This window comes from Streptomyces olindensis, assembly GCF_040645895.1.
GTDB lineage: Bacteria > Actinomycetota > Actinomycetes > Streptomycetales > Streptomycetaceae > Streptomyces > Streptomyces olindensis.
The window spans coordinates 50,023-76,988 of record NZ_JBEYZD010000029.1 but is presented as its reverse complement, the minus strand read 5'-3'; the positions used below and the strand labels follow the sequence as shown (position 1 = coordinate 76,988).

Annotated in this window: 24 protein-coding genes and 2 pseudogenes; 12 read left to right on the top strand and 14 right to left on the bottom strand. The window is 71.9% G+C overall.

The annotated features are described in order from the left end of the window. Positions 1 to 31: 31 nt before the first annotated feature. Positions 32 to 5,011 carry an ATP-dependent helicase gene (locus ABZ948_RS20250; RefSeq protein WP_359761382.1) on the bottom strand — a complete coding sequence of 1,660 codons (4,980 nt, stop codon included), beginning with the start codon at positions 5,009 to 5,011 and terminating at the stop codon, positions 32 to 34. Positions 5,012 to 5,146: 135 nt separating this feature from the next. On the opposite strand from ABZ948_RS20250, the pseudogene ABZ948_RS20245 reads away from it, so the two are divergent. From ABZ948_RS20245 to ABZ948_RS20235, 3 genes and pseudogenes are all read left to right on the top strand, one after another. Continuing rightward, positions 5,147 to 5,974 (top strand): annotated as a pseudogene (locus ABZ948_RS20245) (AraC family transcriptional regulator); the annotation flags it as partial. Positions 5,975 to 6,000: 26 nt separating this feature from the next. Next, positions 6,001 to 6,721 (top strand): annotated as a pseudogene (locus ABZ948_RS20240) (AzlC family ABC transporter permease). After that, on the top strand, positions 6,721 to 7,029 hold the full coding sequence (locus ABZ948_RS20235) for an AzlD domain-containing protein (RefSeq protein WP_359761379.1): 309 nt from the start codon (positions 6,721 to 6,723) through the stop codon (positions 7,027 to 7,029). The pseudogene ABZ948_RS20240 and the gene ABZ948_RS20235 overlap by 1 nt, the downstream one beginning before the upstream one ends. Here ABZ948_RS20235 and ABZ948_RS20230 read toward each other — a convergent pair whose 3' ends face one another. Continuing rightward, positions 7,030 to 7,974, bottom strand: a complete 945-nt coding sequence (locus ABZ948_RS20230) for a hypothetical protein (RefSeq protein WP_359761378.1) — start codon at positions 7,972 to 7,974, stop codon at positions 7,030 to 7,032. Between the two features lie 80 nt (positions 7,975 to 8,054). Between ABZ948_RS20230 and ABZ948_RS20225 the strand changes: the two genes are divergently transcribed. Together ABZ948_RS20225 and ABZ948_RS20220 are read left to right on the top strand one after the other, a co-directional pair. After that, a complete protein-coding gene (locus ABZ948_RS20225) occupies positions 8,055 to 8,249 on the top strand; it encodes a DUF3046 domain-containing protein (RefSeq protein ID WP_359761376.1) in 195 nt (64 codons plus the stop codon). 170 nt (positions 8,250 to 8,419) lie between these two features. Continuing rightward, complete coding sequence (locus tag ABZ948_RS20220; protein ID WP_359761374.1) at positions 8,420 to 9,757, top strand: AI-2E family transporter; 1,338 nt, start codon at positions 8,420 to 8,422, stop codon at positions 9,755 to 9,757. A gap of 23 nt (positions 9,758 to 9,780) precedes the next feature. Here the strand turns inward: ABZ948_RS20220 and ABZ948_RS20215 are convergent, their stop codons facing one another. After that, positions 9,781 to 10,335, bottom strand: a complete 555-nt coding sequence (locus tag ABZ948_RS20215) for a hypothetical protein (protein WP_359761372.1) — start codon at positions 10,333 to 10,335, stop codon at positions 9,781 to 9,783. Positions 10,336 to 10,669: 334 nt separating this feature from the next. On the opposite strand from ABZ948_RS20215, the gene recA reads away from it, so the two are divergent. Both recA and recX read left to right on the top strand, forming a co-directional pair. Then, on the top strand, positions 10,670 to 11,794 hold the full coding sequence (gene recA, locus ABZ948_RS20210) for a recombinase RecA (protein ID WP_359761370.1): 1,125 nt from the start codon (positions 10,670 to 10,672) through the stop codon (positions 11,792 to 11,794). A 3-nt stretch (positions 11,795 to 11,797) separates the two neighbouring features. Next, positions 11,798 to 12,628, top strand: a complete 831-nt coding sequence (gene recX / locus ABZ948_RS20205) for a recombination regulator RecX (RefSeq protein ID WP_359761368.1) — start codon at positions 11,798 to 11,800, stop codon at positions 12,626 to 12,628. 66 nt (positions 12,629 to 12,694) lie between these two features. On the opposite strand, the gene ABZ948_RS20200 is transcribed toward recX, so the two are convergent. From ABZ948_RS20200 to ABZ948_RS20165, 8 genes are all read right to left on the bottom strand, one after another. Further along, positions 12,695 to 13,111, bottom strand: a complete 417-nt coding sequence (locus ABZ948_RS20200) for a rhodanese-like domain-containing protein (protein ID WP_359761366.1) — start codon at positions 13,109 to 13,111, stop codon at positions 12,695 to 12,697. Further along, entirely contained in the window at positions 13,108 to 13,656 is a 549-nt protein-coding gene (locus ABZ948_RS20195) for a cupin domain-containing protein (protein WP_359761364.1), read from the bottom strand. Before ABZ948_RS20195 ends, ABZ948_RS20200 begins: the two co-directional genes overlap by 4 nt. A gap of 100 nt (positions 13,657 to 13,756) precedes the next feature. After that, entirely contained in the window at positions 13,757 to 13,828 is a 72-nt protein-coding gene (locus ABZ948_RS20190; RefSeq protein WP_310851512.1) for a putative leader peptide, read from the bottom strand. A 107-nt stretch (positions 13,829 to 13,935) separates the two neighbouring features. After that, positions 13,936 to 15,543, bottom strand: a complete 1,608-nt coding sequence (locus ABZ948_RS20185) for an FAD-dependent monooxygenase (protein ID WP_359761362.1) — start codon at positions 15,541 to 15,543, stop codon at positions 13,936 to 13,938. Between the two features lie 277 nt (positions 15,544 to 15,820). Next, complete coding sequence (locus ABZ948_RS20180) at positions 15,821 to 16,729, bottom strand: amino acid ABC transporter permease (RefSeq protein WP_359761360.1); 909 nt, start codon at positions 16,727 to 16,729, stop codon at positions 15,821 to 15,823. After that, positions 16,726 to 17,403 (bottom strand): amino acid ABC transporter permease, encoded by a 678-nt coding sequence (locus tag ABZ948_RS20175; RefSeq protein WP_359761358.1) that lies wholly within the window; start codon positions 17,401 to 17,403, stop codon positions 16,726 to 16,728. The genes ABZ948_RS20180 and ABZ948_RS20175 overlap by 4 nt, the downstream gene beginning before the upstream one ends. Positions 17,404 to 17,531: 128 nt before the next feature. Then, positions 17,532 to 18,377 carry a glutamate ABC transporter substrate-binding protein gene (locus tag ABZ948_RS20170; RefSeq protein ID WP_359761356.1) on the bottom strand — a complete coding sequence of 282 codons (846 nt, stop codon included), beginning with the start codon at positions 18,375 to 18,377 and terminating at the stop codon, positions 17,532 to 17,534. 73 nt (positions 18,378 to 18,450) lie between these two features. Then, a complete protein-coding gene (locus ABZ948_RS20165) occupies positions 18,451 to 19,227 on the bottom strand; it encodes an amino acid ABC transporter ATP-binding protein (protein ID WP_359761354.1) in 777 nt (258 codons plus the stop codon). A 289-nt stretch (positions 19,228 to 19,516) separates the two neighbouring features. Between ABZ948_RS20165 and ABZ948_RS20160 the strand changes: the two genes are divergently transcribed. Continuing rightward, complete coding sequence (locus tag ABZ948_RS20160) at positions 19,517 to 20,203, top strand: response regulator transcription factor (RefSeq protein WP_359761352.1); 687 nt, start codon at positions 19,517 to 19,519, stop codon at positions 20,201 to 20,203. A 9-nt stretch (positions 20,204 to 20,212) separates the two neighbouring features. After that, on the top strand, positions 20,213 to 21,619 hold the full coding sequence (locus ABZ948_RS20155) for a sensor histidine kinase (RefSeq protein ID WP_359761350.1): 1,407 nt from the start codon (positions 20,213 to 20,215) through the stop codon (positions 21,617 to 21,619). Here the strand turns inward: ABZ948_RS20155 and ABZ948_RS20150 are convergent. Continuing rightward, complete coding sequence (locus ABZ948_RS20150) at positions 21,609 to 22,610, bottom strand: TAXI family TRAP transporter solute-binding subunit (protein WP_359761348.1); 1,002 nt, start codon at positions 22,608 to 22,610, stop codon at positions 21,609 to 21,611. The two genes, ABZ948_RS20155 and ABZ948_RS20150, sit on opposite strands and share 11 nt — an antisense overlap. Positions 22,611 to 22,707: 97 nt before the next feature. On the opposite strand from ABZ948_RS20150, the gene ABZ948_RS20145 reads away from it, so the two are divergent. Further along, positions 22,708 to 23,115: a pyrophosphohydrolase domain-containing protein gene (locus ABZ948_RS20145; protein ID WP_359761346.1), complete on the top strand. Its 408-nt coding sequence runs from the start codon at positions 22,708 to 22,710 to the stop codon at positions 23,113 to 23,115. Between the two features lie 143 nt (positions 23,116 to 23,258). Here the strand turns inward: ABZ948_RS20145 and ABZ948_RS20140 are convergent, their stop codons facing one another. Both ABZ948_RS20140 and ABZ948_RS20135 read right to left on the bottom strand, forming a co-directional pair. Beyond that, positions 23,259 to 24,476: a cation:proton antiporter gene (locus ABZ948_RS20140; protein ID WP_359761344.1), complete on the bottom strand. Its 1,218-nt coding sequence runs from the start codon at positions 24,474 to 24,476 to the stop codon at positions 23,259 to 23,261. A 4-nt stretch (positions 24,477 to 24,480) separates the two neighbouring features. Then, a complete protein-coding gene (locus tag ABZ948_RS20135) occupies positions 24,481 to 24,966 on the bottom strand; it encodes a cation:proton antiporter regulatory subunit (RefSeq protein WP_359761342.1) in 486 nt (161 codons plus the stop codon). A gap of 173 nt (positions 24,967 to 25,139) precedes the next feature. Here ABZ948_RS20135 and ABZ948_RS20130 point away from each other — a divergent pair, with 173 nt between their 5' ends. Both ABZ948_RS20130 and ABZ948_RS20125 read left to right on the top strand, forming a co-directional pair. Further along, complete coding sequence (locus ABZ948_RS20130) at positions 25,140 to 26,219, top strand: sensor histidine kinase (protein WP_359761340.1); 1,080 nt, start codon at positions 25,140 to 25,142, stop codon at positions 26,217 to 26,219. A gap of 53 nt (positions 26,220 to 26,272) precedes the next feature. Continuing rightward, complete coding sequence (locus ABZ948_RS20125) at positions 26,273 to 26,926, top strand: response regulator (protein ID WP_359761338.1); 654 nt, start codon at positions 26,273 to 26,275, stop codon at positions 26,924 to 26,926. The last annotated feature ends 40 nt before the right edge of the window (positions 26,927 to 26,966 follow it).

Here is a 26,966-nt window from a genome sequence, read left to right as displayed (position 1 = left end):
GGGCGCCGGGGCGCCGATGGACCGTGGGCCGTCAGGCGCGCAGGCGGAGTCCTCGGGGTGTCGCGATGAAGCCCGCTCCTTCCAGGAGGGTGCCGATGGGGGAGGTCAGGGCCTGGGCGCCGTTGACGCGCTCCACCGTGACCGTGCCGAGGGAGCCCGCTCGGGCGGCTGCCGCGAGTGCCTCCGCGGCAGCGGTCAGGCGGGGGTCGCCGGCGGGGTCGCCGTCCGGGTCGGCGGCCCAGGCGAGCAGGGTCTTGCCGCCGCGCTCCATGTAGAGCGTCAGCTTGCCGTCGACCAGCACCACCAGGGAGCCCGCCTTGCGGCCCGGCTTGTGCCCGGCGCCGGTCGGGGGCTCGGGCCAGGCCAGGGCAGCGCCGTACGCGTTCGCCGGGTCGGCGGCGGCGAGGACGACGGCGCGGGCGGTGGCGTCCGGGCGGTTGCGGCGGCCCGGGAATCCGTCGTACCCCGGGCGTCCGCCGTTCTGCCAGGGTGGGGTCCCCTGCGGGGCGCGGTCACGGGGCGAGACCCACTCGTCCGGGGACGGCTCGGGGGTGCGGAAGGCGTTCTGGGTGCGGCCGCCCTGGTCGAAGAAGCCGTCGCGGGCGAGGCCCTGGTCGAGGAAGCCGTCGTGGCCCTGGTTGGGGAAGCCGTCGTGGCCCGGGTCGTCGGTGTGGTCGGTGGAGGGGGTCGAGTCGTACGGGTCGGCGAAGTCGTGGGCCGTGAAGGGGTCCGGGTCCCGGCCCGGAGGGGGACCGGGCAGGGCCTCGCCCCGGTCGCGGGCGTTGGACACCGCGCGCAGGCGGTCCACGGCGCCGTCCATCGCGAACTGCGCCGCGCCCAGGCCCTCCACCACGTAGCCGCGGCGGGCCTGGCCGCTCTCCTCGAAGGCGGACAGGACGCGGTACGTCGCCGAGAAGCCGCCCTCGACGCCCTCCGCCGCGACCGCGCCCCTGGTGACCACGCCGTGCCGGTCGAGGAGAGTGCGGGCCAGGGCGTGCGCCCGGACCGTGGGGTCCGGCTCGTGGGCCGGGAGCAGGGACCAGCGGCCGGCGACGGTCGGCGGTCCTGAGCGGGACGCCGGGCGGGCCGCGGCCGTCAGGGAGCCGTAGCGGCCGCGCGGGACCGTGCGCTTGGCGCGGTGGGCCGTGGAACCCGCCGTACGGCCCGAGCCGAGCAGGGAGCGCATGGGAGAGAGCGTGTCGTTCGTCAGGCGGCCGGACCAGGCGAGGTCCCACAGGGCGTCGGCCAGCTGGGGATCCGTGGCGTCGGGGTGGGTGGTGGCGCGGACCTGGTCGGCGATCTGACGGAAGAACAGGCCGTAGCCCCCGGAGAGCGCGTCGAGAACGGACTGGTGGAGGGCCGTCAGCTCCAGGGGGTGCGGGGGCGGCAGGAGCAGGGGGGCCGCGTCCGCCACGTAGAGGGAGACCCAGCCGTCCTTGCCGGGGAGGGAGCCGGCCCCGGCCCAGACCACCTCTCCGGCGGCGGTGAGCTCGTCCAGCATCGCGGGCGTGTAGTTCACGACCCGGGAGGGCAGGACCAGCTTCTCCAGGGCGGAGGCCGGCACGGACGCGCCCTGCAGCTGCTCGATGGCGCGCACCAGCCCGTCGATGCCGCGCAGGGAGTGCCCCTTGCCGATGTGCTGCCACTGGGGGAGGAACTGGGCGAGCGCGGCCGGCGGCACCGGCTCCAGCTCGTGCCGCAGGGCCGCGAGGGAGCGGCGGCGCAGTCGGCGCAGCACCGCCGCGTCGCACCACTCCTGGCCGATCCCGGACGGGTGGAACTCGCCCTGGACGATCCGGCCGGCCGCGGCGAGCCGCTGGAGGGCGCCCTCGGTGACGGCGACGCCCAGGCCGAAGCGGGCCGCCGCCGTGGCCGACGTGAACGGTCCGTGCGTGCGGGCGTAGCGCGCGAGGAGGTCGCCGAGGGGGTCCTTGACCGGCTCGGTGAAGGCCTCCGGGACGCCGACGGGCAGTGCCGTGCCCAGGGCGTCGCGCAGGCGGCCCGCGTCCTCGATCGCCGCCCAGTGGTCGGCACCGGCGATGCGGACCCGGATGGCGCGGCGGGCACCGGCCAGCTCTTGGGCCCACTGCGGCTCGGCGCCCCGCTCGGCCAGCTCCGCGTCCGTGAGCGGGCCGAGGAGGCGGAGGAGGTCGGCGACCCCCTCGGCGTCCTTGACGCGGCGGTCGTCCGTGAGCCACTGGAGCTCGCGCTCCAGCTCCGTCAGCACGTCCGCGTCGAGCAGTTCGCGCAGCTCCGCCTGGCCCAGCAGCTCGGCGAGCAGCCGGGAGTCCAGGGACAGGGCGGCGGCGCGGCGTTCGGCGAGCGGGGAGTCGCCCTCGTACAGGAACTGGGCGACGTAGCCGAAGAGGAGGGAGCGCGCGAAGGGGGAGGGCTCGGGCGTGGTGACCTCGACGAGGCGCACCTTGCGGGACTCCAGGTCGCCCATCAGCTCCACGAGCCCGGGGACGTCGAAGACGTCCTGGAGGCACTCGCGGACCGCCTCCAGGACGATCGGGAACGAGCCGAACTCGCTGGCCACCTGGAGCAGCTGGGAGGCGCGCTGGCGCTGCTGCCACAGCGGGGTGCGCTTGCCCGGGTTGCGGCGCGGCAGCAGCAGCGCGCGGGCGGCGCACTCGCGGAAGCGGGAGGCGAACAGGGCCGAGCTGCCCACCTGGTCGGTGACGACCTGGTCGACCTCGCCCTTGTCGAAGACGACGTCGGCGGCGCCCACGGGGGCCTGCTCGGCGTCGTACTCCCGGCCCATCCTGACCGGGTCCTGGTCCAGTAGGTCCAGGCCCATCAGGTCGGCGTCCGGCAGGCGCAGGACGATGCCGTCGTCGGCGTGCATGACCTGCGCGTCCATGCCGTACCGCTCGGAGAGCTTGGCGCCGAGGGCGAGGGCCCAGGGGGCGTGCACCTGCGCGCCGAAGGGGGAGTGGACGACCACGCGCCAGTCGCCCAGCTCGTCGCGGAAGCGCTCCACGACGATCGTCCGGTCGTCCGGGACGTGGCCGCAGGCCTCGCGCTGTTCGTCCAGGTACGACAGGACGTTGTCCGCCGCCCAGGCGTCCAGTCCGGCGGCGAGCAGACGCAGCCGGGCGTCGTCCTTGGACAGTGAGCCGACCTCACGCAGGAACGCGCCGACCGCCCGGCCCAGTTCGAGCGGGCGGCCCAGCTGGTCGCCCTTCCAGAAGGGCAGCCGACCCGGCACGCCAGGGGCGGGGGAGACCAGGACGCGGTCGCGGGTGATGTCCTCGATGCGCCAGGAGCTCGTGCCCAGCGTGAAGACGTCGCCGACGCGGGACTCGTAGACCATCTCCTCGTCGAGCTCGCCGACCCGGCCGCCGCCCTTCTTCGGGTCGGCGCCCGCGAGGAAGACGCCGAACAGGCCGCGGTCGGGGATCGTGCCGCCGGAGGTGACGGCGAGGCGCTGGGCGCCTGGGCGGCCGGTGATCTCACCGGTGACGCGGTCCCACACCACGCGCGGGCGCAGCTCCGCGAACGCGTCCGACGGGTAGCGGCCGGCGAGCATGTCGAGGACCGCCGTGAAGGCCGACTCGGGCAGCGAGGCGAAGGGGGCGGCCCGGCGGACGGCGGCGAGGAGGTCGTCGAACTGCCAGGTGCCCATCGCCGTCATCGCGACGAGCTGCTGGGCCAGGACGTCCAAGGGGTTGGCCGGGACCCTCAGGGACTCGATGGCACCGGTGCGCATCCGCTCGGTGACCACCGCCGCCTGGACGAGGTCGCCACGGTACTTCGGGAACACCACGCCGGTGGAGACCGCGCCCACCTGGTGGCCCGCCCGCCCCACGCGCTGGAGACCGGAGGCCACCGAGGGGGGTGATTCCACCTGCACCACGAGGTCCACCGCGCCCATGTCGATGCCCAGTTCGAGACTGGACGTGGCCACGACCGCGGGCAGGCGGCCCGCTTTGAGGTCCTCCTCGACCAGGGCACGCTGCTCCTTGGACACCGAGCCGTGGTGGGCCCGGGCGATGACCTGAGGCGCGCCCTGGGAACCGCCCGAGCCGCCCATCATCTCGGCGGGGGAGTGGTGCTCCTCCAGGGGCTCGCCCGTGGCCCGCTCGTACGCGATCTCGTTCAGGCGGTTGCACAGGCGCTCCGCGAGGCGCCGGGAGTTGGCGAAGACGATCGTGGAGCGGTGGGACTGGACCAGGTCGGTGATCCGCTCCTCGACATGCGGCCAGATCGACGGCCGCTCGGCGCCCTCCGAGCCGTCCGACACCGGGGAGCCGCCCAGCTCGCCCAGGTCCTCGACCGGGACCACCACGGAGAGGTCGAACTCCTTGCCCGACTCCGGCTGGACGATCTCCACCTTGCGGCGGGGGGAGAGGAAGCGGGCGACCTCGTCGACCGGGCGGACCGTCGCCGACAGGCCGATGCGGCGGGCCGGCTTCGGCAGGAGGTCGTCCAGCCGCTCCAGGGAGAGCGCGAGGTGGGCGCCGCGCTTGGTGCCGGCGACCGCGTGCACCTCGTCCAGGATCACCGTCTCGATGCCGGTCAGCGCCTCGCGCGTGGCCGACGTCAGCATCAGGAACAGCGACTCGGGGGTCGTGATCAGGATGTCCGGCGGGCGCGTCGACAGGGCGCGGCGCTCGGCGGCGGGGGTGTCGCCCGAGCGGATGCCCACCCTGACCTCGGGCTCGGGCAGGCCCATCCGCACGGACTCCTGGCGGATGCCGGTCAGGGGGCTGCGGAGGTTGCGCTCGACGTCCACCGCCAGGGCCTTCAGGGGAGACACGTACAGCACCCGGCAGCGCTTCTTGGAGTCGGCCGGGGGAGGGGTCGAGGCCAGCTGGTCCAGGGCGGCGAGGAAGGCGGCCAGGGTCTTGCCGGAACCGGTGGGGGCGACGACCAGCACGTCCGAGCCCTCGTGGATGGCCCGCCACGCGCCCGCCTGGGCCGTGGTGGGCGCGGGGAAGGCACCCGTGAACCAGGCGCGGGTCGCGGGGGAGAAGCCGTCCAGGGCTCGGTGCGCGTTGCTGGGCATGCGTCCATCGTGCACCCCGGCACTGACAACGGCGGGCCGCCGCGTGTCCGCCGGCCGTTTCGGCGGGGGCGGGGCCGTGTTCGACGAGGGCGGGGCCGGGCCCGCGGGAGTGTCGCCGCCGCGGACAATGGTCCTGTGAGCGAGCGAGCGCGGCATTGGCGGTACGACGAGCTGCCCGGGGTCGATCTGCTGCGGGCTCGGTACGTGCGGAAGACGTTCGTGCGGCACACCCACGAGAACTTCGTGATCGCCGCCATCGCCGACGGGGTGGAGGTGTTCCACCACGGCGGAGGCGATCAGTACGCGGGGGCCGGGGCCCTCGCGCTGGTCAACCCGGACACCCCGCACACCGGGCGGGCCGGGGTGCCCGAGGGGTGGCGGTACGGGGCCGTGTACCCGTCGGCGGACGTGGTGGCGGAGATCGCCGCCGAGACGACGGCTCTGCGCGGGACGCCCGGGTTCGTCAGCCCGGTGCTGGACGACCCGTATGCCGTCGGTCTGGTGCACCAGGTGCTGCGGGCCGCCGACGAGGGCAACGCGCTGGCCGCTGACACGCTGCTCAGGGTCGCCGTGACCAGGTTGCTGCGGTTGAACGGGGGACCGCTGCCGCAGCGCAGGGTGCGGACGGCCGGTGCCCGGATCGCGGCACGCGCGCGTGGTGTGCTGGAGGAGCGGATGGCGCGGCCGCCGACCCTGGAGCAATTGGCGGCTGACCTCGGGACCAGCCCGTTCGCCCTGCTGCGGGCCTTCCGCGACGCCTACGGGATGCCGCCGCACACGTGGCTCACGGACGCGCGGGTCCGCAGGGCGCGGCGCCTGCTGGACGCGGGCACGGCCCCCTCGGAGGTGGCCGTGACCGTGGGGTTCACCGACCAGCCCCATCTCAACCGGCACTTCAGCCGGATCATCGGAGTCCCTCCGGGGGCCTACCAGCGGGAGCGCAAGAACGTACAAGACCCGCCGTAGGGGCCGGCCGTAGGTTGCGGTGCGTGGCAGAACCGACAGCACTCACAGACACAGCACCAGGCGGGAAGCCGGACAGCGCGGTCGTGCGGGACGCTCTGGGCGTCGGGGTCGCCGTGGGGCTGTCCGGGTTCGCCTTCGGAGTGACCTCGGCCGGCAGCGGCCTCTCGCTGCTCCAGACCTGCGTCCTCAGTCTCCTGGTGTTCACCGGGGCGTCCCAGTTCGCCCTGGTGGGGGCTCTCGCGGCCGGGAGCGGCCCGTTCACGGCCGCCGCCGGGGCCTTCTTCCTGGGCGTGCGGAACGCCTTCTACGGCTTGCGTCTGTCGCAGTTGCTGGCCCTCCCGCGCGCGGTGCGGCCGTTCGCCGCCCAGTGGGTGATCGACGAGACGGCCGCCGTCGCGCTCGCCCAGCCCACCCGGCGCGGTGCCCGGCTCGGCTTCCTGGTGACCGGGCTGAGCCTGTACGTGCTCTGGAACGTCACCACGCTGCTCGGCGCCCTGGGCGCCGGTGCCCATCGGGGACACCGACGCGTGGGGGCTGGACGCCGCGGGGCCCGCGGTGTTCCTGGCGCTGCTCGCGCCGATGCTCAAGAGCGTCGCCGAGCGGGCCGTCGCCGGGGTCGCCGTGCTGCTGGGGCTCGGGCTGCTGCCCGTACTGCCCGCCGGGGTGCCGGTGCTGACGGCCGCGCTGGCGGCGCCGATCGTGCTGTGGGCGGACGGCCGGCGCAGGGGACGGGAGGACTCGTGATGAACGTCTGGATCGCGATCGGTGTGACCGTCCTCGGGTGCTACGCCGTGAAGCTGGCCGGGCTGCTGGTGCCCGCGGGAGCCCTGGAGCGCCCCGTCGTCAAGCGTCTCGCCGCGCTGCTGCCCGTCGCGCTGCTCGCGGCCCTCACCGCCCAGCAGACCTTCGCCGACGGGCAGACGCTGGTGCTGGACGCCCGGGCCGCCGGGCTCGCGGCAGCGGCCCTGGCACTGGTGCTGCGCGCGCCGTTCCTGCTCGTCGTCGCGGCGGCCGTGGTGGTGACCGCGGGCGTGCGCGCCCTGGGAGCCTGATCAGCCGATGGCCCGCCCGTACGCGCGCAGGGCGTGCAGGGCCTCGATCGTCACGATCGGACGGGCCTCCAGCGCGGGTGCCGGGGCCCACTGGCGCCAGCGCACCGGCCAGCCGCCGTCCTCCCCCTGCTGGGCCGCGAGGTGGTCCAGGGAACGGGCCATCTCGTCGTCCGTGAACCACGCGCGCGCCAGCGACCGCGGTGTCCTCGCGTAGTCGTACGGGAAGTGGTGCTCGCCCGGGGCGTACCCCGGGGAGACCGGATACGCGTCCAGGTTCTCCGGGTCCAGGGCCGCCAGACCCTGTGCCCGTACCAGGCGGCCCAGGCGGTCGGCGGCCGCCTCCGCGCGCGTGCGGTCGGGGGCGGAGTCCAGGAACGCCACGGCGGCCTCGATCTCGTACGGGTGCGACTTCTCCAGGGACTCGACCGCCTGCCAGCAGAAGTCCGTGGCCCGGAACAGCCAGGCGTGCCACACCTCGTTGCGGTGCAGCAGCCCGACCACCGGGCCGGTGGCCAGCAGGTCGCTGGGCGGGTCGTCCACGACCGGCACGAAGGGGGCCGTCGGATAGGCGCGCTGGCTGGGGTGGATCGCCGGGAGCGCGCCGTCCGCCGTGGAGACGGACGTCAGATAGCGGCACATGCGCTCCACGCGCTGGCCGGCGCAGCGTCCGACGGCGTCCAGGACGCGCAGGGCGTGGGCGGTGTGCAGCGGCTGGCTGACCGGGCCGCGCAGATCGGGCTCCAGGGCGTGGCCGTACCCGCCGTCGTCGTTGCGGTAGGCGTCCAGGGCGGTTTCCACCGGATCGGCGGCGCCGCCCCGGAAGTGATGGGCGAAGAGGCGTTGCTCCAGCACGCGCGCGGTGAGCCAGACGAAGCGTTCGGCGCGCGCCACGGGGGTGTGCGGCGGGGGCGTCGGGGGGAGTGCGGTAGCTCCTGTTTCGGCCATGGGTCAGACCGTAGGACGGAAAAGGGCGCCGGCAGGCGGTCCCGGCTCAGGCCCACCCCCAGGGGCGGGATACTGGGGTCATGCGGTTGACGGTCTTCTGGCAGCGGATGGCGGAGCACTTCGGTGCGGGCTACGCCGACACCTTCGCGCGCGACCACGTGATGTCGGAGCTCGGCGGACGTACCGTGCACGAGGCGCTGGCGGCCGGCTGGGACGCCAAGGACGTCTGGCACGTGGTCTGCGCGGTGATGGACGTGCCCAGGGAGAAGCGCTGACCGCTGCCGGCCGACCTCGCTGACGGCTGGCCCTTCCAGGAGACCGTCGGTCCTTCTAGGAGACCGTCGGCCGTCTTGGCAGACCACCGGCCGGTCACGAAGATCGCCGGCCGGTCACGAAGATCGCAGGCGGGCAGACGGCTGTCGGTGGCGTGGGCCAGACTTGGTGCGTGGCACCCTCTGACGAGACCGGGCAGGCAGCCCAGCAGTCCCCCTTCGGTACGACCCCGCCCGCCCGTCCCCCGGTCGGCGGGGCCGCCGGGCCGAACGGCCGCATGCCGCGCTGGCTGCCGCGCGCCATGGTGCTCGCCCTCACTCTCGTCGCCGTGTTCCAGCTGGGCAGCTGGGCCTTCCACCAGCTCACCGGCCTGCTGATCAACATCCTCATCGCGTTCTTCCTGGCGCTCGCCATCGAACCCGCGGTGAGCTGGATGGCCTCGCGCGGCATGCGCCGAGGGCTGGCCACGTTCATCGTCTTCATCGGCGTGATGATCGTGGCGGCCGGCTTCGTCACGTTGCTCGGTTCCATCCTCGCGGACCAGATCATCAAGATGATCGAGGGCTTCCCCGAGTACCTCGACTCCGTCATCAACTGGATCAACACGCACTTCAAGACCGACCTGAAGCGCGTGGACATCCAGGAGGGGCTGCTCCGTTCCGACTGGCTGCGCAACTACGTGCAGAACAGCGCCACGGGCGTGCTGGACGTGTCCGCCCAGGTCATCGGCGGTCTCTTCCAGCTCCTGACGATCGCGCTGTTCTCGTTCTACTTCGCCGCCGACGGCCCGCGACTGCGCCGCGCGCTCTGCTCCGTCCTGCCGCCCGCCCGGCAGGCCGAGGTGCTGCGCGCGTGGGAGATCGCGGTGAACAAGACCGGCGGCTACATCTACTCCCGCGGCCTGATGGCGCTGATCTCCGGCATAGCGCACTTCGTCCTGCTGCAGGTCCTGGACGTGCCCTACGCGCCCGTGCTCGCCGTGTGGGTGGGCCTGGTGTCGCAGTTCATCCCCACCATCGGCACGTACCTCGCGGGCGCCCTGCCCATGCTGATCGCGTTCACGGTGAACCCCTGGTACGCGCTGTGGGTGCTGATCTTCGTGGTGATCTACCAGCAGTTCGAGAACTACGTGCTGCAGCCCAAGCTGACCTCCAAGACCGTCGACATCCACCCCGCGGTCGCCTTCGGCTCGGTCATCGCGGGCACCGCGCTCCTCGGTGCCGTCGGCGCGCTGATCGCCATCCCCGCCATCGCCACGCTCCAGGCCTTCCTGGGGGCGTACGTGAAGCGGTACGACGTCACGGACGACCCACGGGTGCACGGCCATCGCCGCCGCGGGGAGGGGCCGGGCGTGATCACACGCGCGAGGCTGCTCTGGGCCCGGCGGCCGGGGGCGGAGCAGCCAGGTGCGGAGCGGCCAGGGGCGGAGCGGCCAGGGGCCGAGCGGCCCAAGGGCCCCGGCTCAGGCGAGAGGCCCGAGGCCCCGGGCTCCGGCGAGAGCTCCTCCTGAAGGGCTGGGAGCCACCCGGCCCCTCACGGTGTCGCGGCCCGCAGGAGGCTCGCGCGCTCGTCGGGCCCGAGGAATCCCTCGGGCAGCGTCCTGCCGTCCAGCAGACCGTGCACCAGGTCGGCATGGTCGGCGAACACGGCCCGGCACTGTGCGCGTTCCGGGTGGTCACGGTCGCTGCCGAAGACCCGGACCGCCCGCTCGCCGCCGCCGTCCACGGGCAGTGAGAACTCCGCGACGACGAGCAGGAGCTCGACCAGCCCGGTCCGCGCCGGTTCCTTCGGACCGGCCGCCAGACGGAGCAGGAACGGCAGGGCCGCCGGCATGGCGGGGCCCATGTGGAAGACACCGTCCATCAGGACGTTGCCGAGCACCCGCTCGGCCTCCGGAGCCGCGGCCGGATCGAGCAGTGCGCGCAGCAGGGCCGGGACCGCGGCGGGACAGCCGGGGAACTCCGTCCAGGCGACGTCCTCGCACCCGCGCAGCGCGGGGTGGGCCCGGCCGGCCCGCGGTGCCCGCGGGAACTCCTCGAGGAACCGTGCGACGGCGGCCTCCTTGGCCGCCGCGTCGATCTGGCACATCCGTCCCGCCCTCCCCGAATCGGGCCTCGGCTGTCGGGGCACGGTACTCCGGCAGGGGTACGGTGCGGTCCGTGCCGGGAGGGCTGCGTGGTCCGTGCCGGAAGCTGCCGCGTGGTCCGTGCCGGAAGGGCCGCGTGGTGCGCTTGACACGAAAATCGAACATCCATTCTTATGGAGTCTCCGGTGAGGCTCAACGAAGGGCGTTTCGACGTACTTTGGGTGGAGAAGTGCCCGAGTTATCCACAGGCCGGACGGGCGTCGGGGCGCATTGTCAGTGGCAGGCGTTAGCGTCTTTGACGTGAAGCGATCGACTCAAGCAAATCGGGTGGAACCCATGGCAGGAACCGACCGCGAGAAGGCCCTGGATGCCGCGCTCGCACAGATTGAACGGCAATTCGGCAAGGGCGCGGTCATGCGCATGGGCGAGCGGTCCAAGGAGCCCATCGAGGTCATCCCGACCGGGTCCACCGCCCTGGACGTGGCCCTCGGCGTGGGCGGCCTGCCGCGCGGCCGCGTCGTGGAGATCTACGGACCGGAGTCCTCCGGTAAGACCACCCTCACCCTGCACGCGGTGGCGAACGCGCAGAAGGCCGGAGGCCAGGTCGCCTTCGTCGACGCGGAGCACGCCCTCGACCCCGAGTACGCGAAGAAGCTCGGCGTCGACATCGACTACCTCATCCTCTCCCAGCCGGACAACGGCGAGCAGGCCCTGGAGATCGTGGACATGCTGGTCCGCTCCGGCGCCCTCGACCTCATCGTCATCGACTCCGTCGCCGCGCTCGTCCCGCGCGCGGAGATCGAGGGCGAGATGGGCGACAGCCACGTGGGTCTGCAGGCCCGCCTGATGAGCCAGGCCCTGCGGAAGATCACCAGCGCGCTCAACCAGTCCAAGACCACCGCGATCTTCATCAACCAGCTCCGCGAGAAGATCGGCGTGATGTTCGGCTCCCCGGAGACCACGACCGGTGGCCGGGCGCTGAAGTTCTACGCCTCGGTGCGCATCGACATCCGCCGCATCGAGACCCTGAAGGACGGCACCGAGGCGGTCGGCAACCGCACCCGCTGCAAGGTCGTCAAGAACAAGGTCGCGCCGCCCTTCAAGCAGGCCGAGTTCGACATCCTCTACGGCCAGGGCATCAGCCGCGAGGGCGGCCTCATCGACATGGGCGTGGAGCACGGCTTCGTCCGCAAGGCCGGCGCCTGGTACACGTACGAGGGCGACCAGCTCGGCCAGGGCAAGGAGAACGCGCGCAACTTCCTGAAGGACAACCCCGACCTGGCCAACGAGATCGAGAAGAAGATCAAGGAGAAGCTGGGCGTCGGCGTGCGCCCCGAGGAGCCGGCCGCCGAGCCGGGCGCGGACGCCTCGGTCTCCGCCACGCCGGACGACGCGAAGACGGTGCCCGCTCCGGCGGCGGCCAAGGCGGCCAAGACCAAGGCCGCTGCCGCCAAGAGCTGACCCGTGACACGGCGAACCGACTGGGCGGAGTACGAGTACACCGCCTCCGGTGCCCCACGGGGGAGGGGCACCGGAGGCGATGCGGGCTCGGCCGTGGACCGGGAAGTCACGCACGGGGCGGACGGGCACGAGGAGGACGGGGACGGGGAGGCGCCCTTCGGGGGCGAGCAGCGGTACCTGAGCGGCTCACGGGGGGACGGCTCACGGAGCGGCTCCCGTGCCGGCGGGGCGCGTCGTGGGCGCGGGCGGCGCCGACGCGGCTTCGGTGAGGCGTCCGACGCCGAGGACGGAGGTGACCTCTCCTCGTCGAGGGCCGAGCAGGGGGCACCTCCAGGGGACCCGGTCGAGCAGGCTCGGGCGATCTGCCTGCGCCTGCTCACCGGGACCCCGCGGACCCGCAAGCAGCTCGCCGACGCCCTGCGCAAGCGGCAGATCCCGGACGACGCCGCCGAGGAGGTGCTGTCGCGCTTCGAAGAGGTCGGCCTCATCAACGACAGCGCCTTCGCGGACGCCTGGGTGGAGTCACGCCACCACGGCCGAGGGCTGGCCCGGCGCGCGCTCGCCCGGGAACTGCGCACCAAGGGCGTGGACTCGACCCTCATCGACGAGGCCGTCTCCCAGCTCGACTCCGAGCAGGAAGAGGCGACCGCGCGTGAACTCGTCGCGCGCAAGCTCCGCTCCACCCGAGGGCTCGACCGCGACAAGCGGCTCCGCCGTCTGGCCGGCATGCTCGCCCGCAAGGGCTACCCCGAGGGCATGGCCCTGCGCGTGGTCCGGCAGGCACTGGAGGAGGAGGGCGAGGACACGGACTTCCTGGCGGACGAGGGATTCTGAGCCGGAGGCCGACGCCGAGCGGCGGCGGCTGCCGGCTGCGTCCGACTCGTCACACAGACCTCCGGTTCACTCCACCGGAAGCCCCGCACCACGCCAGGCCTGGAACCCTCCGACCAGATCCGTGGCCCGGTGCAGCCCCAGCTGCTGCAGGGACTGGACGGCCAGGCTGGAGGCGTACCCCTCGTTGCAGATCACGACGATGCGCAGGTCGTGGCTCGTCGCCTCGGGGAGGCGGTGGCTGCCCCGGGGATCGAGCCGCCACTCGAGCTCGTTGCGCTCGACGACGAGGGCGCCGGGGATGAGACCGTCCCGTTCGCGCAGGGCGGCGTAACGGATGTCCACCAGCAGCGCGTCACCGGCCCGGGCGGCCTCGTAGGCCTCCCGCGGCTCGATCCGCTCGTAGCCCGCGCGTATGCGCTCCAGCAACTCGTCGATCCCGACGGGAGGTTGGACCTCGCCGTTCGCCGGCACAGGAGTACTCACTGCCAGTCCTCCGGTCGCTCCACCTGCTCGAGGCGCAGGATCGGCCCGCTGCGGCTGTAGCGGCGGATCTGCGGCAGGGGCGGGTAGTAGGCGTGGACGGAGATCGCGTGCCGGTCGGAGGACTCGTTGAGGACCTCGTGGACGTGGTGGCGTCCGAAGGAGCGGCCCTGACCGGCCGGCAGCCGGCGTTCCCGGTCGACGCCGTCGGTGAGTTCCAGGGTCTTCCAGCCGTCGGTGGGCAGCCGCGCGGCGAGCGCGTTCTCCTTTAGTTCGCCCGCCGCGGTCAGGAAGGCGCCGACGGAGTCGGCGTGGTCGTGCCAGCCGGTGCCCGTGCCGGGCGGCCAGCCGATCAGCCAGGCCTCGCTGCCGCCGGGACCGTCCAGCCGCACCCAGGTGCGGCCTTCCGGGTCGAGCGGCAGGGAGGCGATCAGCTCGCTGTCGGCGGCCGTGCGCCGGACGAAGTCGAAGAGGTCGGTCTGCGTGGGAGCCGAACGGGCCGAGGAGGCAGAGGGGGCAGAGGGGGGCGCAGAAGGGGATACAGACACGGGTGCCGTCCTGAGGGTCCTGATGAGGGTTCGCGAAAGAGGCGCGGCAGCCGGCGCGAAGAGAGCGCGGCGCGCGCACAGGAGGAGGAAGGATGCGAGGTCAGCAGGACGGACGACACACACAGCCCGCATACCGGAGGAGGTCCATATGGACCCTCCGCCACAGGCGCACACAGGTGTCGGTCACGCACTGGAGTACACCATGACCATCCGGGCCGGTCAACTCACTGTCACCATGCGGACGCACGGTGACAGTGAGCACGTCACCCGGTGCCGACGTCAGCGTGAGCCCGCCGAAGCACCGGCTTCCGCCTGCGCCTTCACGGGCCCGCCGACCGTGGCCTGCGCCGCCGCGTACAGGTCTTCCGGACGCACTCCGCCCAGGGCGGTGACGAGGTGCCCGTCGGGGCGGACCAGGAGCACCGTGTGCGCGGCGGCGCCCGGGTAGCTCTCGGCGACCAGCAGTTCGGCGGGGTGCGGCAGCGCCGCGACGGCCGCCGCGAGCCTCGGCATGATGCCCGCCCTGGCCCAGTGCTTGCGCTCCCACACGCCCGTGCCCGGCGCGATCAGCACCACGAGCAGGGCGCCGCGGCCGAGCCGGTCCCGCAGCCGCACGAAGGTGCCGTCCTCCGCGGTGACGCGGACGTCCGTCACCGGCGCTCCGCGCGGCGTGTCGACGGGAACCTCCCCTTCGAGGCGTTGGGGCGCGAGCGGCGAATCGGCGTACGCCCCCGGCGCACCCAGCTGGCCATGCCCCAAGTGACCGTCCGTGAGGAGCGCGTCATGGCCCCGGGACGAGCCGGGGACGTAGGAGCGCAGGCCCCCACCGCCGCGCAGCAGCGGCAGTGCCTGGTCGGCGGCGCGCAGCCGGGCGGCGACGACCGCCCGGCGTTCGGTCTGGTAGCTGTCGAGGAGCGCCTCGTGCGGACCGTGGTGCCAGGCCAGGGCCAGTTTCCAGGCGAGGTTGTCTGCGTCCAGCAGCCCCTCGTCCAGCCCGTGCGTGCCCAGCGCCCCGAGCAGGTGGGCCGCGTCCCCGGCGAGGAAGACGCGGTCGGCGCGCCAGCGGCGGGCCAGACGGTGGTGGACCGTGTGGACGCCGGTGTCCAGCAGCTCGTAGGGCGGGGTCGTACCGCCCGACCAGCCGGCCAGGGTCTCCCGGATGCGGGTCAGCAGGAGCTCAGGGGTGACCAGGTCCTTGCCGGGCGGCAGCAGCCAGTCCAGGCGCCAGACCCCGTCCGGCAGGGGGCGTGCGGTGACCTCGCCGGCCGACGGGCCCGACATGCGCCAGGGCGGCATGCGGTGCAGCAACGCCTCGTTGTGCCAGGGCAGTTCCGTACGCAGGGCCGCGACGGCGTGGCGTTCCACCGCCGTACGGCCCGGGAAGCGGATGTCCTGGAGCTTGCGCACCGTGGAACGGGGGCCGTCGCAGCCGACCAGGTAACTGCCGCGCCAGTACGTCCCTTTGGGGCCACGGGTGTGGGCCGTGACGCCCGAGGACTCCTGTTCGATGCCGTCGAGGCGGCTGTCCACAGCGATCTTGACGAGCCGTTCGTGCGCGAGGGCGGAACGCAGGATGCCCGTCAGGGCGTGCTGGGCGATGTGCAGCGGGATCGGCTCGCTGCCGTCGAAAAAGACCTCGCGCATCACCTGCTTGCGCCGTACCGACCGCCATCCGGCCCATTGGGCACCGACCTCGTCCAGGGGCACCCCGGTCAGGCGTTCCATGAGGGCGGCGGTGTCCTCGCGCAGCACGACCGTGCGCGCCGCACGGGGTTCGTCCTTGCCCGGCCCCTCGTCGAGGACGACGCACGGCACCTCCTGACGCGCCAGCGCCAGGGCGAGCGTGAGCCCGACGGGCCCCGCTCCGACGATGATCACCGGGTCCACGGCGCGGCGCCCCCTGCCCGCGGTGATGTCCTGAGAGACGTAGGTGAACAGGAAGTTGGAGCAGGGTGCACGATCACAGAACGTATGCAACCCATTGCCGGTGCTTGCGTCAAGTGACCGGCGGTCGGTGGCGATCATGCCACTGCCCCAAGGGTAGCCGGGCGGCGCGCCTGTCACGTGATGGGGAGTCAGGATTGGCTCAGGACGGCTCATGGCTCGGCACGACTGTGGCCCGCCGGGGATCCGGCGGGCCACAGTCGCAGCGGTTGTCGAGTGGTCAGATCCTGCCCTCGCCACCCGTGCCGAAGGTGTCGCCCACCTCAGCCGCGTTCACGTCGTCGACCTTGTCGGCGCCGAGAACAGCTCCCGTGCTCCGCTTGCTGCGACGCAGCCTGCCCTCCAGCCAGGAGGCGAAGGACGTGAGGATGAAGTTCAGCACGATGAAGATGACCGCCACCACGATGAAGCTGGGGATGACGTTCGCGTAGTTGGCCGCCAGGGTGCTCCGCGTGTTGAGGAGCTCGGTGAATCCGAGCATCACGCCGCCCAGCGCGGTGTCCTTCACGATGACGACCAGCTGGCTGACGATGGCCGGCAGCATGGCGGTGACGGCCTGCGGCAGCAGGATGCTGGTCATCGTCTGGCTCTTGCGCAGGCCGATCGCCATCGCCGCCTCCGACTGCCCCTTGGGCAGGGAGAGGATGCCCGCGCGCACGACCTCGGCGAGGACCGACGCGTTGTAGAGCACCAGGCCCGTGACGACCGCGTACAGGGGCCGCTCATCGCTGGGGATGCCCGTGGAGCGGACGTAGAACTCGTTGGCGAACAGCATCAGCAGCAGCACCGGGATGGCCCGGAAGAACTCGACCACGGCGCCGGCCGGAATGCGTACCCAGCGGTGGTCGGACATGCGTGCGATGCCGAGGACGGCGCCCAGCGGGAGGGCGATGACCATCGAGAGCGCTGCGGCCTTCAATGTGTCTGCCAGGCCCGGCAGCAGGTATGTCGTCCAGGCCTCCGACGTGATGAACGGCTTCCAAAGGGACCCCTGCAGCTGGCCCTTGTCGTCCAGTGTCTGCCAGACCCACCACAGGAGCAGGGCGAGCAGAACGAAGAAGACCACTGAGAGGAGCAGGTTGCGCCGCTTGGCCTTCGGGCCGGGGGCGTCGTAAAGAACGGACGTCATCGCTTCACCGCCAGTCGCTTGCTCAGCCAGCCGAGGAACAGGCCGGTGGGCAGAGTCAGTACCACGAACCCGAAGGCGAAGACCGCGCCGATGAGCAGCGTCTGTGCCTCGTTCTCGATCATTTCCTTCATCAGGAGGGCGGCCTCTCCCACGCCGATCGCGGCCGCCACGGTGGTGTTCTTGGTCAGTGCGATGAGCACGTTGGCCAGCGGTCCGATGACGGAGCGGAACGCCTGCGGCAGCACCACGAGCCTCAACACCTGGCTGAAGCTGAGCCCGATGGCCCGTGCTGCCTCCGCCTGACCGACGGGCACGGTGTTGATGCCGGAACGGATGGCCTCGCAGACGAAGGCAGCCGTATAGGCAATGAGACCGAGGAGAGCCAGTCGGAAGTTCTTGAGCGCGAAGTCGTCGGCCGCGCCCATCGTCACGCCGAAGATGTCGGCGAGGCCGAGCGACGTGAAGACGATGATGACGGTCAGCGGGATGTTCCGGACGATGTTCACGTAGGCAGTGCCGAAACCGCGCATCAGCGGAACGGGGCTGACCCGCATGGCCGCCAGGAGGGTGCCCCAGATCAGGGAACCGATGGCCGAGAAGACGGTGAGCTGAATGGTGACCCAGAAAGCGCCCAGCACGGACGGGTCGTCATATTTTGAAAGAAAGTCGAACACGATCTCCCGCGCTTCCGGGTGGGTGGCGTAGGTGGCGGACGTGGCGCGCCGCCGTCAGAGAAGTGATGGCGGCGCGCCTGCGGATCCCCGCAGGGACTGCGGGGATCCTGCGTCGGCGGAGTCCCGCGTTACTGGACGATCTGGCCGATCTTCGGGGCGGGCTCGTTCTTGTAGTTCGCCGGGCCGAAGTTCTCCTTGACGGCCTTCTCCCAGGAACCGTCGCTGACCATCTTCTCGAGGGCGGTGTTGATCTTGTCGAGGGTCGCCTTGTCGCCCTTCTTGACGCCGATGCCGTAGTTCTCGTTGCTGAGCTTCAGGCCGGCCAGCTTGAACTGGCCCTTGTACTGGTCCTGCGCGGCGTAGCCCGCGAGGATCGAGTCGTCCGTGGTCAGGGCGTCGACAGAGCCGCTCTGCAGGGCCGCGAGGCACTCCGAGTAGCCGCCGCGCTGCTCCAGCTGGGCCTTCGGCGCAAAGTCGTTCTTGACGTTCTGGGCCGAGGTGGACCCGGTGACCGAGCACAGCTTCTTGTCGTTCAGGTCCGTGGCCTTGGTGATGTCCGAGTCCTTCTTCACCAGCAGGTCCTGGTGGGCCAGCAGGTACGGACCGGCGAAATCGACCTTCTGCTTGCGCTCGTCGGTGATCGAGTAGGTGGCCGCGATCATCTTGACGTCACCGCGGGACAGCGCGTTCTCGCGGTCGGCGCTCTTGGTCTCGACCCACTCGATCTGGTCGGGCTCGTAGCCCAGTTCCTTGGCAACGTACGTCGCCACGTCCACGTCGAAGCCGGAGAAGGAACCGTCGGGCTCCTTCAGGCCCAGACCGGGCTGGTCGTACTTGATGCCGATCTTGATCTTGTCGCCGCCGCCGGAGCCGGAGCCGTTCGAGTCGCCGCCGTTGTCGCCCCCACAGGCAGTGGCAGTGAGAGCGAGGACGAGAGCGGTGGCGGCCGCAGCGGAGACCTTGCGGAGCTTCATGGGGAACATCCTTTGCCGTGAAGAGAAACCGTCGTTGCGGGTGACGCGGAGCGTCGCGGGCGCGACGCGCGCCTCAGTGATGCAGGATCTTCGAAAGGAAGTCCTTGGCACGGTCGCTGCGCGGATTGCTGAAGAACTGGTCGGGCGCAGCCTCCTCGACGATCCGGCCGTCCGCCATGAACACCACGCGGTTTGCGGCCGATCGTGCGAAACCCATCTCATGGGTGACGACGATCATCGTCATGCCGTCGCGGGCGAGCTGCTGCATGACCTCCAGCACCTCGTTGATCATCTCGGGGTCGAGCGCGGAGGTCGGCTCGTCGAAGAGCATCACCTTCGGCTCCATGGCCAGCGCCCGCGCGATCGCCACGCGCTGCTGCTGGCCGCCGGAGAGCTGTGCCGGGTACTTCTCGGCCTGCGCGCCCACGCCGACCCGGTCGAGCAGGGCCCGGGCCCGCTCCTCGGCCGCCTTCTTGTCCTTCTTGCGGACCTTGATCTGGCCGAGCATCACGTTCTCGAGCACGGTCTTGTGCGCGAAGAGGTTGAAGGACTGGAAGACCATCCCGACGTCGGCCCGCAGCCGGGCCAGCTCCCTGCCCTCGGCGGGCAGCGGCTTGCCGTCGATCGTGATCGAGCCGGAGTCGATCGTCTCCAGGCGGTTGATGGTGCGGCACAGGGTGGACTTGCCGGACCCGGAGGGTCCGATGACCACGACGACTTCCCCGCGGGCGATCGTCAGGTCGATGTCCTGGAGTACGTGCAACGCGCCGAAGTGCTTGTTGACGCTCTTCAGGACGACCAGTTCGCCGGTCGCGGCCACATCTTCCTTGGCCACCGATACTTCGGTCATCGCTCTCAGGCTCCGTCCTCCTCGGTTTCGGAGGACAGTAGTAACCCTCTACGACCTGCGTCATTACATCTGAGGGGAATCTGAGCATCACGATCCGATAGCAATCGGACACGTGTCGTAGCACTTGTGAGCAGTGCTCATATCGGCCGGGTAACGGAAGGGCTCCGCAACCGGAACCCTCTTGACGCCGTCCTCATCCATCAGCGTGACTGCACAAGGTGCACGCGCGCGTGCACGCGTTTTTTGTACACAACTAGATCGTACGGCCAGTGAACCGAAGGGGGCCCGGATGAGACTGCTGCTCGTCGAGGACGACAACCACGTCGCCGCCGCCCTGTCGGCGGTCCTGGCGCGGCACGGGTTCGACGTCACGCACGCGCGCAGCGGTGAGGAGGCCCTCCAGGCCCTCGTCCCCGAGGTCGACGGCTTCGGCGTGGTCCTGCTCGACCTGGGCCTGCCCGACCAGGACGGGTACGAGGTCTGCGGCAAGATCCGCAAGCGCACCAGCACTCCGGTGATCATGGTCACCGCGCGCTCCGACGTGCGCTCCCGCATCCACGGCCTCAACCTCGGCGCCGACGACTACGTGGTGAAGCCGTACGACACCGGGGAACTGCTCGCCCGGATTCACGCCGTGAGCCGGCGCACGTCCCACGAGGACACCTCGAGCGGCATCGAGACCCAGCTGCGCCTCGGCTCCGTGCACATCGAGCTGCCCACGCGCCGGGTGAGCGTCAACGGGTCGGTGATCCAGCTGACCCGCAAGGAGTTCGACCTGCTGGCCCTGCTGGCACAGCGGCCCGGGGTGGTCTTCCGCCGGGAGCAGATCATCAGCGAGGTGTGGCAGACGAGCTGGGAGGGGACCGGGCGCACTCTCGAGGTGCATGTCGCGTCCCTGCGCGCCAAGCTGCGCATGCCCGCCCTCATCGAGACCGTACGCGGAGTCGGCTACCGGCTCGTCGCGCCTGCCGGGTAGCGGGGCCGGGTGCGCACTCGTCTGCTCCCGCTGCTGATCGTCCTGATGGCGGCCGTGCTGCTCGCGCTCGGTGTGCCGCTCGCCGTCAGCCTGGCCGGCGCCCAGCAGCAGAAGGTCGTCGTGGACCGCATCGACGACACCGCGCGCTTCGCGGCCCTCGCCCAGTTCGTCACCGACTCGCCCGACGGGACCGCCGGAGCGTTCGAGAACGAGCGCCTGGCGACGCTCAGCAGCGAACTCGACAGCTACCACGACGTCTACGGCATCCGGGCCGGTGTCTTCTACCGCAGCGGCATCGCCATGGCCCACGCCCCGGCCAGGTGGTCCCTGCCGGAGGAGGGCGAGGTGCGCGAGGCCTTCGACGAGGCGCTGCTCAGCCGCCGCAGCCACGACCCGCGGCAGGTGTGGCCCTGGCAGCGCCGCAACCTCGTGGTCGCCTCGCCGGTCATCCGGGACGGGGACGTCGTCGCGGTCGTCGTCACCGACTCGCCGACCGGGCAGCTGCGCTCGCGCACGCTGCACGGCTGGCTGGTCATAGGCGCGGGCGAGTCCGCCGCGATGCTGCTGGCCGTCGGCGCCGCCCTGCGGCTGACCGGCTGGGTGCTCAAGCCGGTGCGCGTCCTGGACGCCACCACCCACGACATCGCCACCGGACGGCTGAAGTCCCGGGTCGCCGCCGCCGGCGGGCCACCGGAACTCCGCCGCCTGGCCCGGTCGTTCAACGAGATGGCGGACAACGTCGAGGACGTCCTGGAGCAGCAGCGCGCCTTCGTCGCAGACGCCTCGCACCAGTTGCGCAATCCGCTCGCGGCGCTGCTGCTCCGTATCGAGCTGCTCTCCTTCGAGCTGCCCGAGGGCAACAAGGAGATCGCCTCGGTCCAGGCCGAGGGCAAGCGCCTCGCGCAGGTCCTGGACGACCTGCTCGACCTGGCGCTGGCCGAGCACACCGAGGCGGACCTGAAGATCACCGACATCGGCGCGCTCGCCGCCGAACGCGTCGCGGCCTGGGCCCCGACCGCCGAGGCCAAGGGCGTGCGGCTGGTGGGCGACTGCCCGCCCACGACCGCGTGGGCCGACCCGGTCGCGCTCTCCAGCGCTCTGGACGCGGTCATCGACAACGCGGTGAAGTTCACGCCCGAGGACCAGACCGTCGAGGTGGGCGTCGCCTCGAACGGCAACACCTCCACCATCGTCGTCTCCGACCACGGCCCCGGCCTCACCGACGAGGAACTGGCCCGCATCGGCGACCGCTTCTGGCGCAGCGGCCGGCACCAGAACATCAAGGGCTCGGGCCTCGGACTGTCCATCTCCCGGGCGCTGCTCGCCGCCGGCGGCGGCTCGATCGCCTACGACCGCAACGAGCCGCACGGACTCCGGGTGACCGTGCGGGTGCCCAGGTCGGGGCCTACGGCTTGACCGACCGGTAGTAGCGCTGGGCGCCGAGGTGCAGCTGGAGCGGGTCGGTGTAGATCGCCGTGCGGACGTCGACCAGCTGGGCGGAGTGGACGGTCGCGCCGATGCCGTCGCGGCTGTCGATCACCGTGCGGGTCAGCCACTCGGTGAGCCGGGGATCCATGTCGTTGCGTGTGACCAGCAGGTTCGACACCGCGAGGGTGGGCACCGGATCACCACGCTGGATGGTGGGGTAGGCCGACTCCGGCATCTTGGTGGCGCGGTAGTACCGCGTGGCACCGCCCTGTTCGTGCAGCTTGGCCACGAGCCGGGCGTCGATCGGCACGAACCGGAAGGCCGACGCCGACTTCTTGGCCAGCCGGCTGAGCCCGTCCGTGGGCAGCCCGCCCGACCAGAAGAACGCGTCGAGGCCGTGCCCCAGCCGCTTCGGCCCGGTGTCGATGCCGTCCGACGACGGCTTGATGTCCTTCTCCGGGTCGATACCGGCCGCCTTGAGCACGCCGTTCGCGATCAGCCGCACACCGGAGTCGGGCAGCCCTATGGCCACGCGCTTGCCCCGCAGGTCCGCGACGGAGCGGATGTCCGAGTCGGGCGGCACGACCAGCTGGACGTAGTCGTCGTACAGGCGTGCGACGCCGCGCAGCCGGTCGGCGCCCTCGCTGTTGTCGAACTTGTACGTGGCGACCGCGTCGGCCGCGGCGATCGCGAAGTCGGCCTTGCCCGTCGCCACGTCCGCGACGTTCTCCTGCGAACCGGCACTGGTCAGCAGCCGCACCTTCAGATCCGGCATGTCCTTGTCGATCTCGGTGCGCAGGAGCTCGCCGTACTCGTGGTAGACCCCCGCGCGCGTGCCCGTGCTGAACCTGATCGTCCCGGCCGGCGGCTCCTCGGCCCAGGGGCGCAGCCACCACAGCAGCAGCCCGAGGACCAGGAGGGAGGCGGCACCGCCCTGCAGAGCCCGGTTCCTGCCGATACGGGGGAGCGTCCTGGACATGCGCGAGATCCTGCCAGCCCCGGGGCCGGTCTGACCAGGGCGGGTCCCGCGGGACGGGCGGGCCGGGGTGTCAGTGGCGGCCACTACAGTCGCCGTCATGAGCTCCTCGCCCGCTGACCTGGTCCGTGAATTCCACCGCGCCTTCGGCCTGGACGCCCGCAGCACCCCGACGGAGGTCTCCCCGGAACTCGCCGCCCACCGCGGCGAACTCCTCGCGGAGGAGGCCGCGGAGGTCGCCGAGGTGTCGGTGACGGGTCCGCTGGACCGGCTCGCACACGAGCTGGCGGACGTCGTCTACGTCGCGTACGGCACCGCCCTCGTCCACGGCATCGACCTCGACGCGGTGCTGGCCGAGGTCCACCGCTCCAACATGACCAAGATCGGGCCCGACGGCTCCGTCTCCCGCCGCGAGGACGGCAAGGTCCTCAAGGGCGAGCACTACGAGGCACCGGACGTGCCGGGGGTGCTGCGGAAGCAGGGGTGGGTGCCGGGCGGGGGCGAGTGACCTGAGCTGTTGCGGGTGACGACTCACCTGGGTGTCTGACGACACCTGGATACCTCTGACGACACCTGGATACCTGAGTGCACCCGGCCACCCGGTCCCACCGGTCCCGCTCGGTCCGACCGGTCCCACCCGGCACCGCTGCCTCAGTCGGCGACCGGAGCCTCGGCTTCCGCCGCCCGCGGCGCGCGCTCCGGCCGGCCGGGCTCACGGCGTCGGCTCCACCAGGTCGCCACCGGCTCGGTGTACCGCGCGGTGAGCGGCCCCAGGACGACCAGGATCAGCACGTACGCCGTGGCCAGGGGACCGAGGGACGGCTCGACGCCGGCCGCGACGGCGAGCCCCGCGATGACGATCGAGAACTCCCCGCGGGCGACCAACGCGCCGCCCGCCCGCCAGCGCCCCTTGACGGAGATCCCGGCCCGCCGGGCGGCCCAGTAGCCGGTGGCGATCTTCGTCAGCGCGGTGACGACGGCCAGCCCCAGGGCCGGCAGCAGGACGGGCGGGATGCTCGACGGGTCGGTGTGCAGCCCGAAGAAGACGAAGAAGACCGCCGCGAACAGGTCACGCAGAGGGCTCAGCAGGGTGTGCGCACCCTCCGCCACCTCGCCCGACAGCGCGATGCCCACCAGGAACGCCCCGACCGCCGCCGACACCTGCAGTTGCTGGGCGACACCCGCGACCAGGATCGTCAGGCCCAGCACGACCAGCAGCAGCTTCTCCGGATCGTCGCTGGAGACGAACCGCGAGATGACCCTGCCGTAGCGCAGGGCCAGGAACAGCACGAGCCCCGCCGCGCCCAGCGCGATCGCCAGGGTCACGCTCCCGGCCATCAGGCCGACCCCCGCCACCAGCGCCGTCACGATCGGCAGGTACACCGCCATCGCCAGGTCCTCCAGCACCAGCACGCTGAGGATCACCGGCGTCTCCCGGTTGCCGACCCGGCCCAGGTCGCCGAGCACCTTCGCGATCACGCCGGATGACGAGATCCAGGTGACACCGGCCAGGACGACGGCGGCCACCGGCCCCCAGCCGAGCAGCAGCGCCACCGCCGCCCCGGGCAGCGCGTTGAGCGCGCAGTCGACCAGACCGGACGGGTAGTGGGTCTTGAGGTTGGAGACCAGGTCGGTCGCCGTGTACTCGAGGCCCAGCATCAGCAGCAGCAGGATGACGCCGATCTCGGCGCCCGTGGCGATGAACTCCTCGCTCGCGCCCAGCGGCAGCAGACCGCCCTCGCCGAACGCCAGGCCGGCCAGGAGGTACAGCGGTATGGGCGACAGCCGGAAACGGGCGGCGAACCGGCCGAGCAGGCCGAGGCCGAGAATGATGGAACCGAACTCGATCAGCAGGACCGCGGAGTGCACCGGCTCACTCCCGCCCGAGTATCGTCGCGGCCGCGTCGACGCCCTCACGGGTGCCGACGACGATCAGCGTGTCACCGCCCGCCAGCCGGAAATCGGGTGCCGGCGACGGGATTGCCTCGGCCCGGCGCAGCACGGCCACGACCGACGCTCCCGTGTCCGTCCGCATCCGCGTGTCGCCCAGCACCCGCCCGTTCCAGCGCGAGGTCGCGGCCACCTCGACGCGCTCGGCGACCAGTCCCAGGTCCGTGGTGTACAGCAGGCTCGGGCTGTGGTGCGACGGCTTCAGCGCGTCGATCAGCGACCCCGCCTCCGAGCTGGTCAGCCGCAGCGACTGCGCGCAGGAGTCGGGATCGTCGGCCCGGTACACGTTCACCGTGCGCGTCCCGTCGCGGTGCGCCACCACCGACAGATGGCGGTGTTCCCGGGTCTCCATGTCGTACTGGACCCCGATACCCGGCAGCGGCGTCGCCCTCAGGCGCGGTGCTGACACGTTTCTTTCCCCTAGTTCTTGTAGTTCTTGTGGCGTGTGAAGTGGTGTGTGAAGTGATGTGTGATGCGTGCTGGGTGATGCGTGCTGTGTGGTGCTTGTTGTCGGTGTGGTGACCGGTGCCGATCACCGAGCGGTCGACTCCGCATGCTGTCATCCGGCCGTACGGTGACGACATGGGTGTCGTGACGGATATACGCAGCGGCCGGCCGTCGGAGAGGGTCGAGGGGGCGATGGCGTACGCGAAGGCCGGAAGGGGCGGATCCAGACACGTGTCGTTGTTCTGGCGGATCTTCTCGCTCAATGCCGCGGGTCTGGTCGTGGCCACCGCGCTGCTGCTCGGTCCGGTCACCGTCTCCACCCCGGTCCTGGCGGGCGAGGCGGTCGTCCTGCTCGGCGGGCTGGCGCTGCTGCTCGCGGGCAACGCGCTCGTCCTGCGCTTCGGCCTCGTGCCGCTGCAACGGCTGGACCGGGCCATGGCCACCGCCGACCTGCTGCGTCCGGGATCCCGCCCGGTGGTCGCCGGTCCGGCGGAGACGGCCGGGCTGATCACGACGTACAACACGATGCTCGACCGGCTGGAGGCCGAGCGGGCCACGGGCGCCGCCCGGGCGCTCTCCGCCCAGGAGAGCGAACGGCACCGGATCGCCCGGGAACTCCACGACGAGGTCGGGCAGACCCTGACCGCCGTCCTCCTCCAGCTCAAGCGCGTCGCGGACCGGGCGCCCGAGGACCTGCGCGAGGACGTGGGCCAGGCGCAGGAGGCCACCCGGGCCGGACTGGACGAGATCCGCCGCATCGCCCGCAGGCTGCGCCCCGGTGTCCTGGAGGAGCTGGGGCTGGCCAGCGCCCTGCGCTCGCTCGCCGCCGAGTTCACCACCCATGGGCTCACCGTGCGCCACCACGTCACCGGCGACCTCCCCGCCCTGACTCCGGAATCGGAACTCGTCGTCTACCGGGTGGCCCAGGAAGGCCTCACCAACACCGCCCGGCACGCCGCCGCCGACCGGGCCGAACTCCGGCTCCGGCCGGTGCCCGGCGGCGTCGAGCTCCTCGTACGCGACAACGGCACGGGCCTCGGCACCGCACCCGAGGGCGCCGGCATCACGGGGATGCGCGAACGCGCCCTCCTGGTAGGCGCCGCCCTCACCGTGGAGCCGGCCCCGGGCCGGGGCACCGACGTGCGGCTGCGCATCCCCGTCACCGAAGGCTCCCGCCGAACGGAAGGCTCCCGCCGAACGGAAGGCCCCCGCTGAATCGAAGGGCCCCACGGAACCGAAGGCCCCCGCTGAACCGAAGGACCCCGCTGATGTCCACCCCGATCCGCGTCCTGCTCGCCGACGACCACACCCTCGTACGCCGAGGCGTGCGCCTCATCCTCGACGGGGAACCGGACCTGACCGTGGTCGCCGAGGCCGGGGACGGGGCCGAGGCCGTCGCGCTCGCCCGGGAAACCCCCGTCGACCTGGCCGTCCTCGACGTGGCCATGCCCCGCATGACCGGCCTCCAAGCGGCCCGCGAGCTGTCCCGTCGGCTGCCCGACCTGCACATCCTGATCCTGACGATGTACGACAACGAGGAGTACTTCTTCGAGGCGCTCAGGGCCGGCGCCAGCGGCTACGTCCTCAAGTCCGTCGCCGACCGCGACCTGGTCGAGGCCTGCCGGGCGGCCGTGCGCGACGAGCCCTTCATCTACCCGGGCGCCGAGCGGACCCTCGTCCGCTCCTACCTGGAGCGGCTGCGCCGGGGCGACGGCCTGCCCGAACGCGCCATCACCGAGCGCGAGGAGGAGATCCTCAAACTGGTCGCCGAGGGCCACACCTCGAAGGAGATCGGCGAACTCCTCTTCATCAGCGCCAAGACCGTCGAACGCCACCGCGCCAACCTCCTGCAGAAGCTCGGCATGCGCGACCGCCTGGAGCTGACCCGGTACGCGATCCGGGCCGGCCTGATCGAGCCGTGACCCCGGGGCCCGGTTGTCCACAGGCGACCGAGCCACTTCC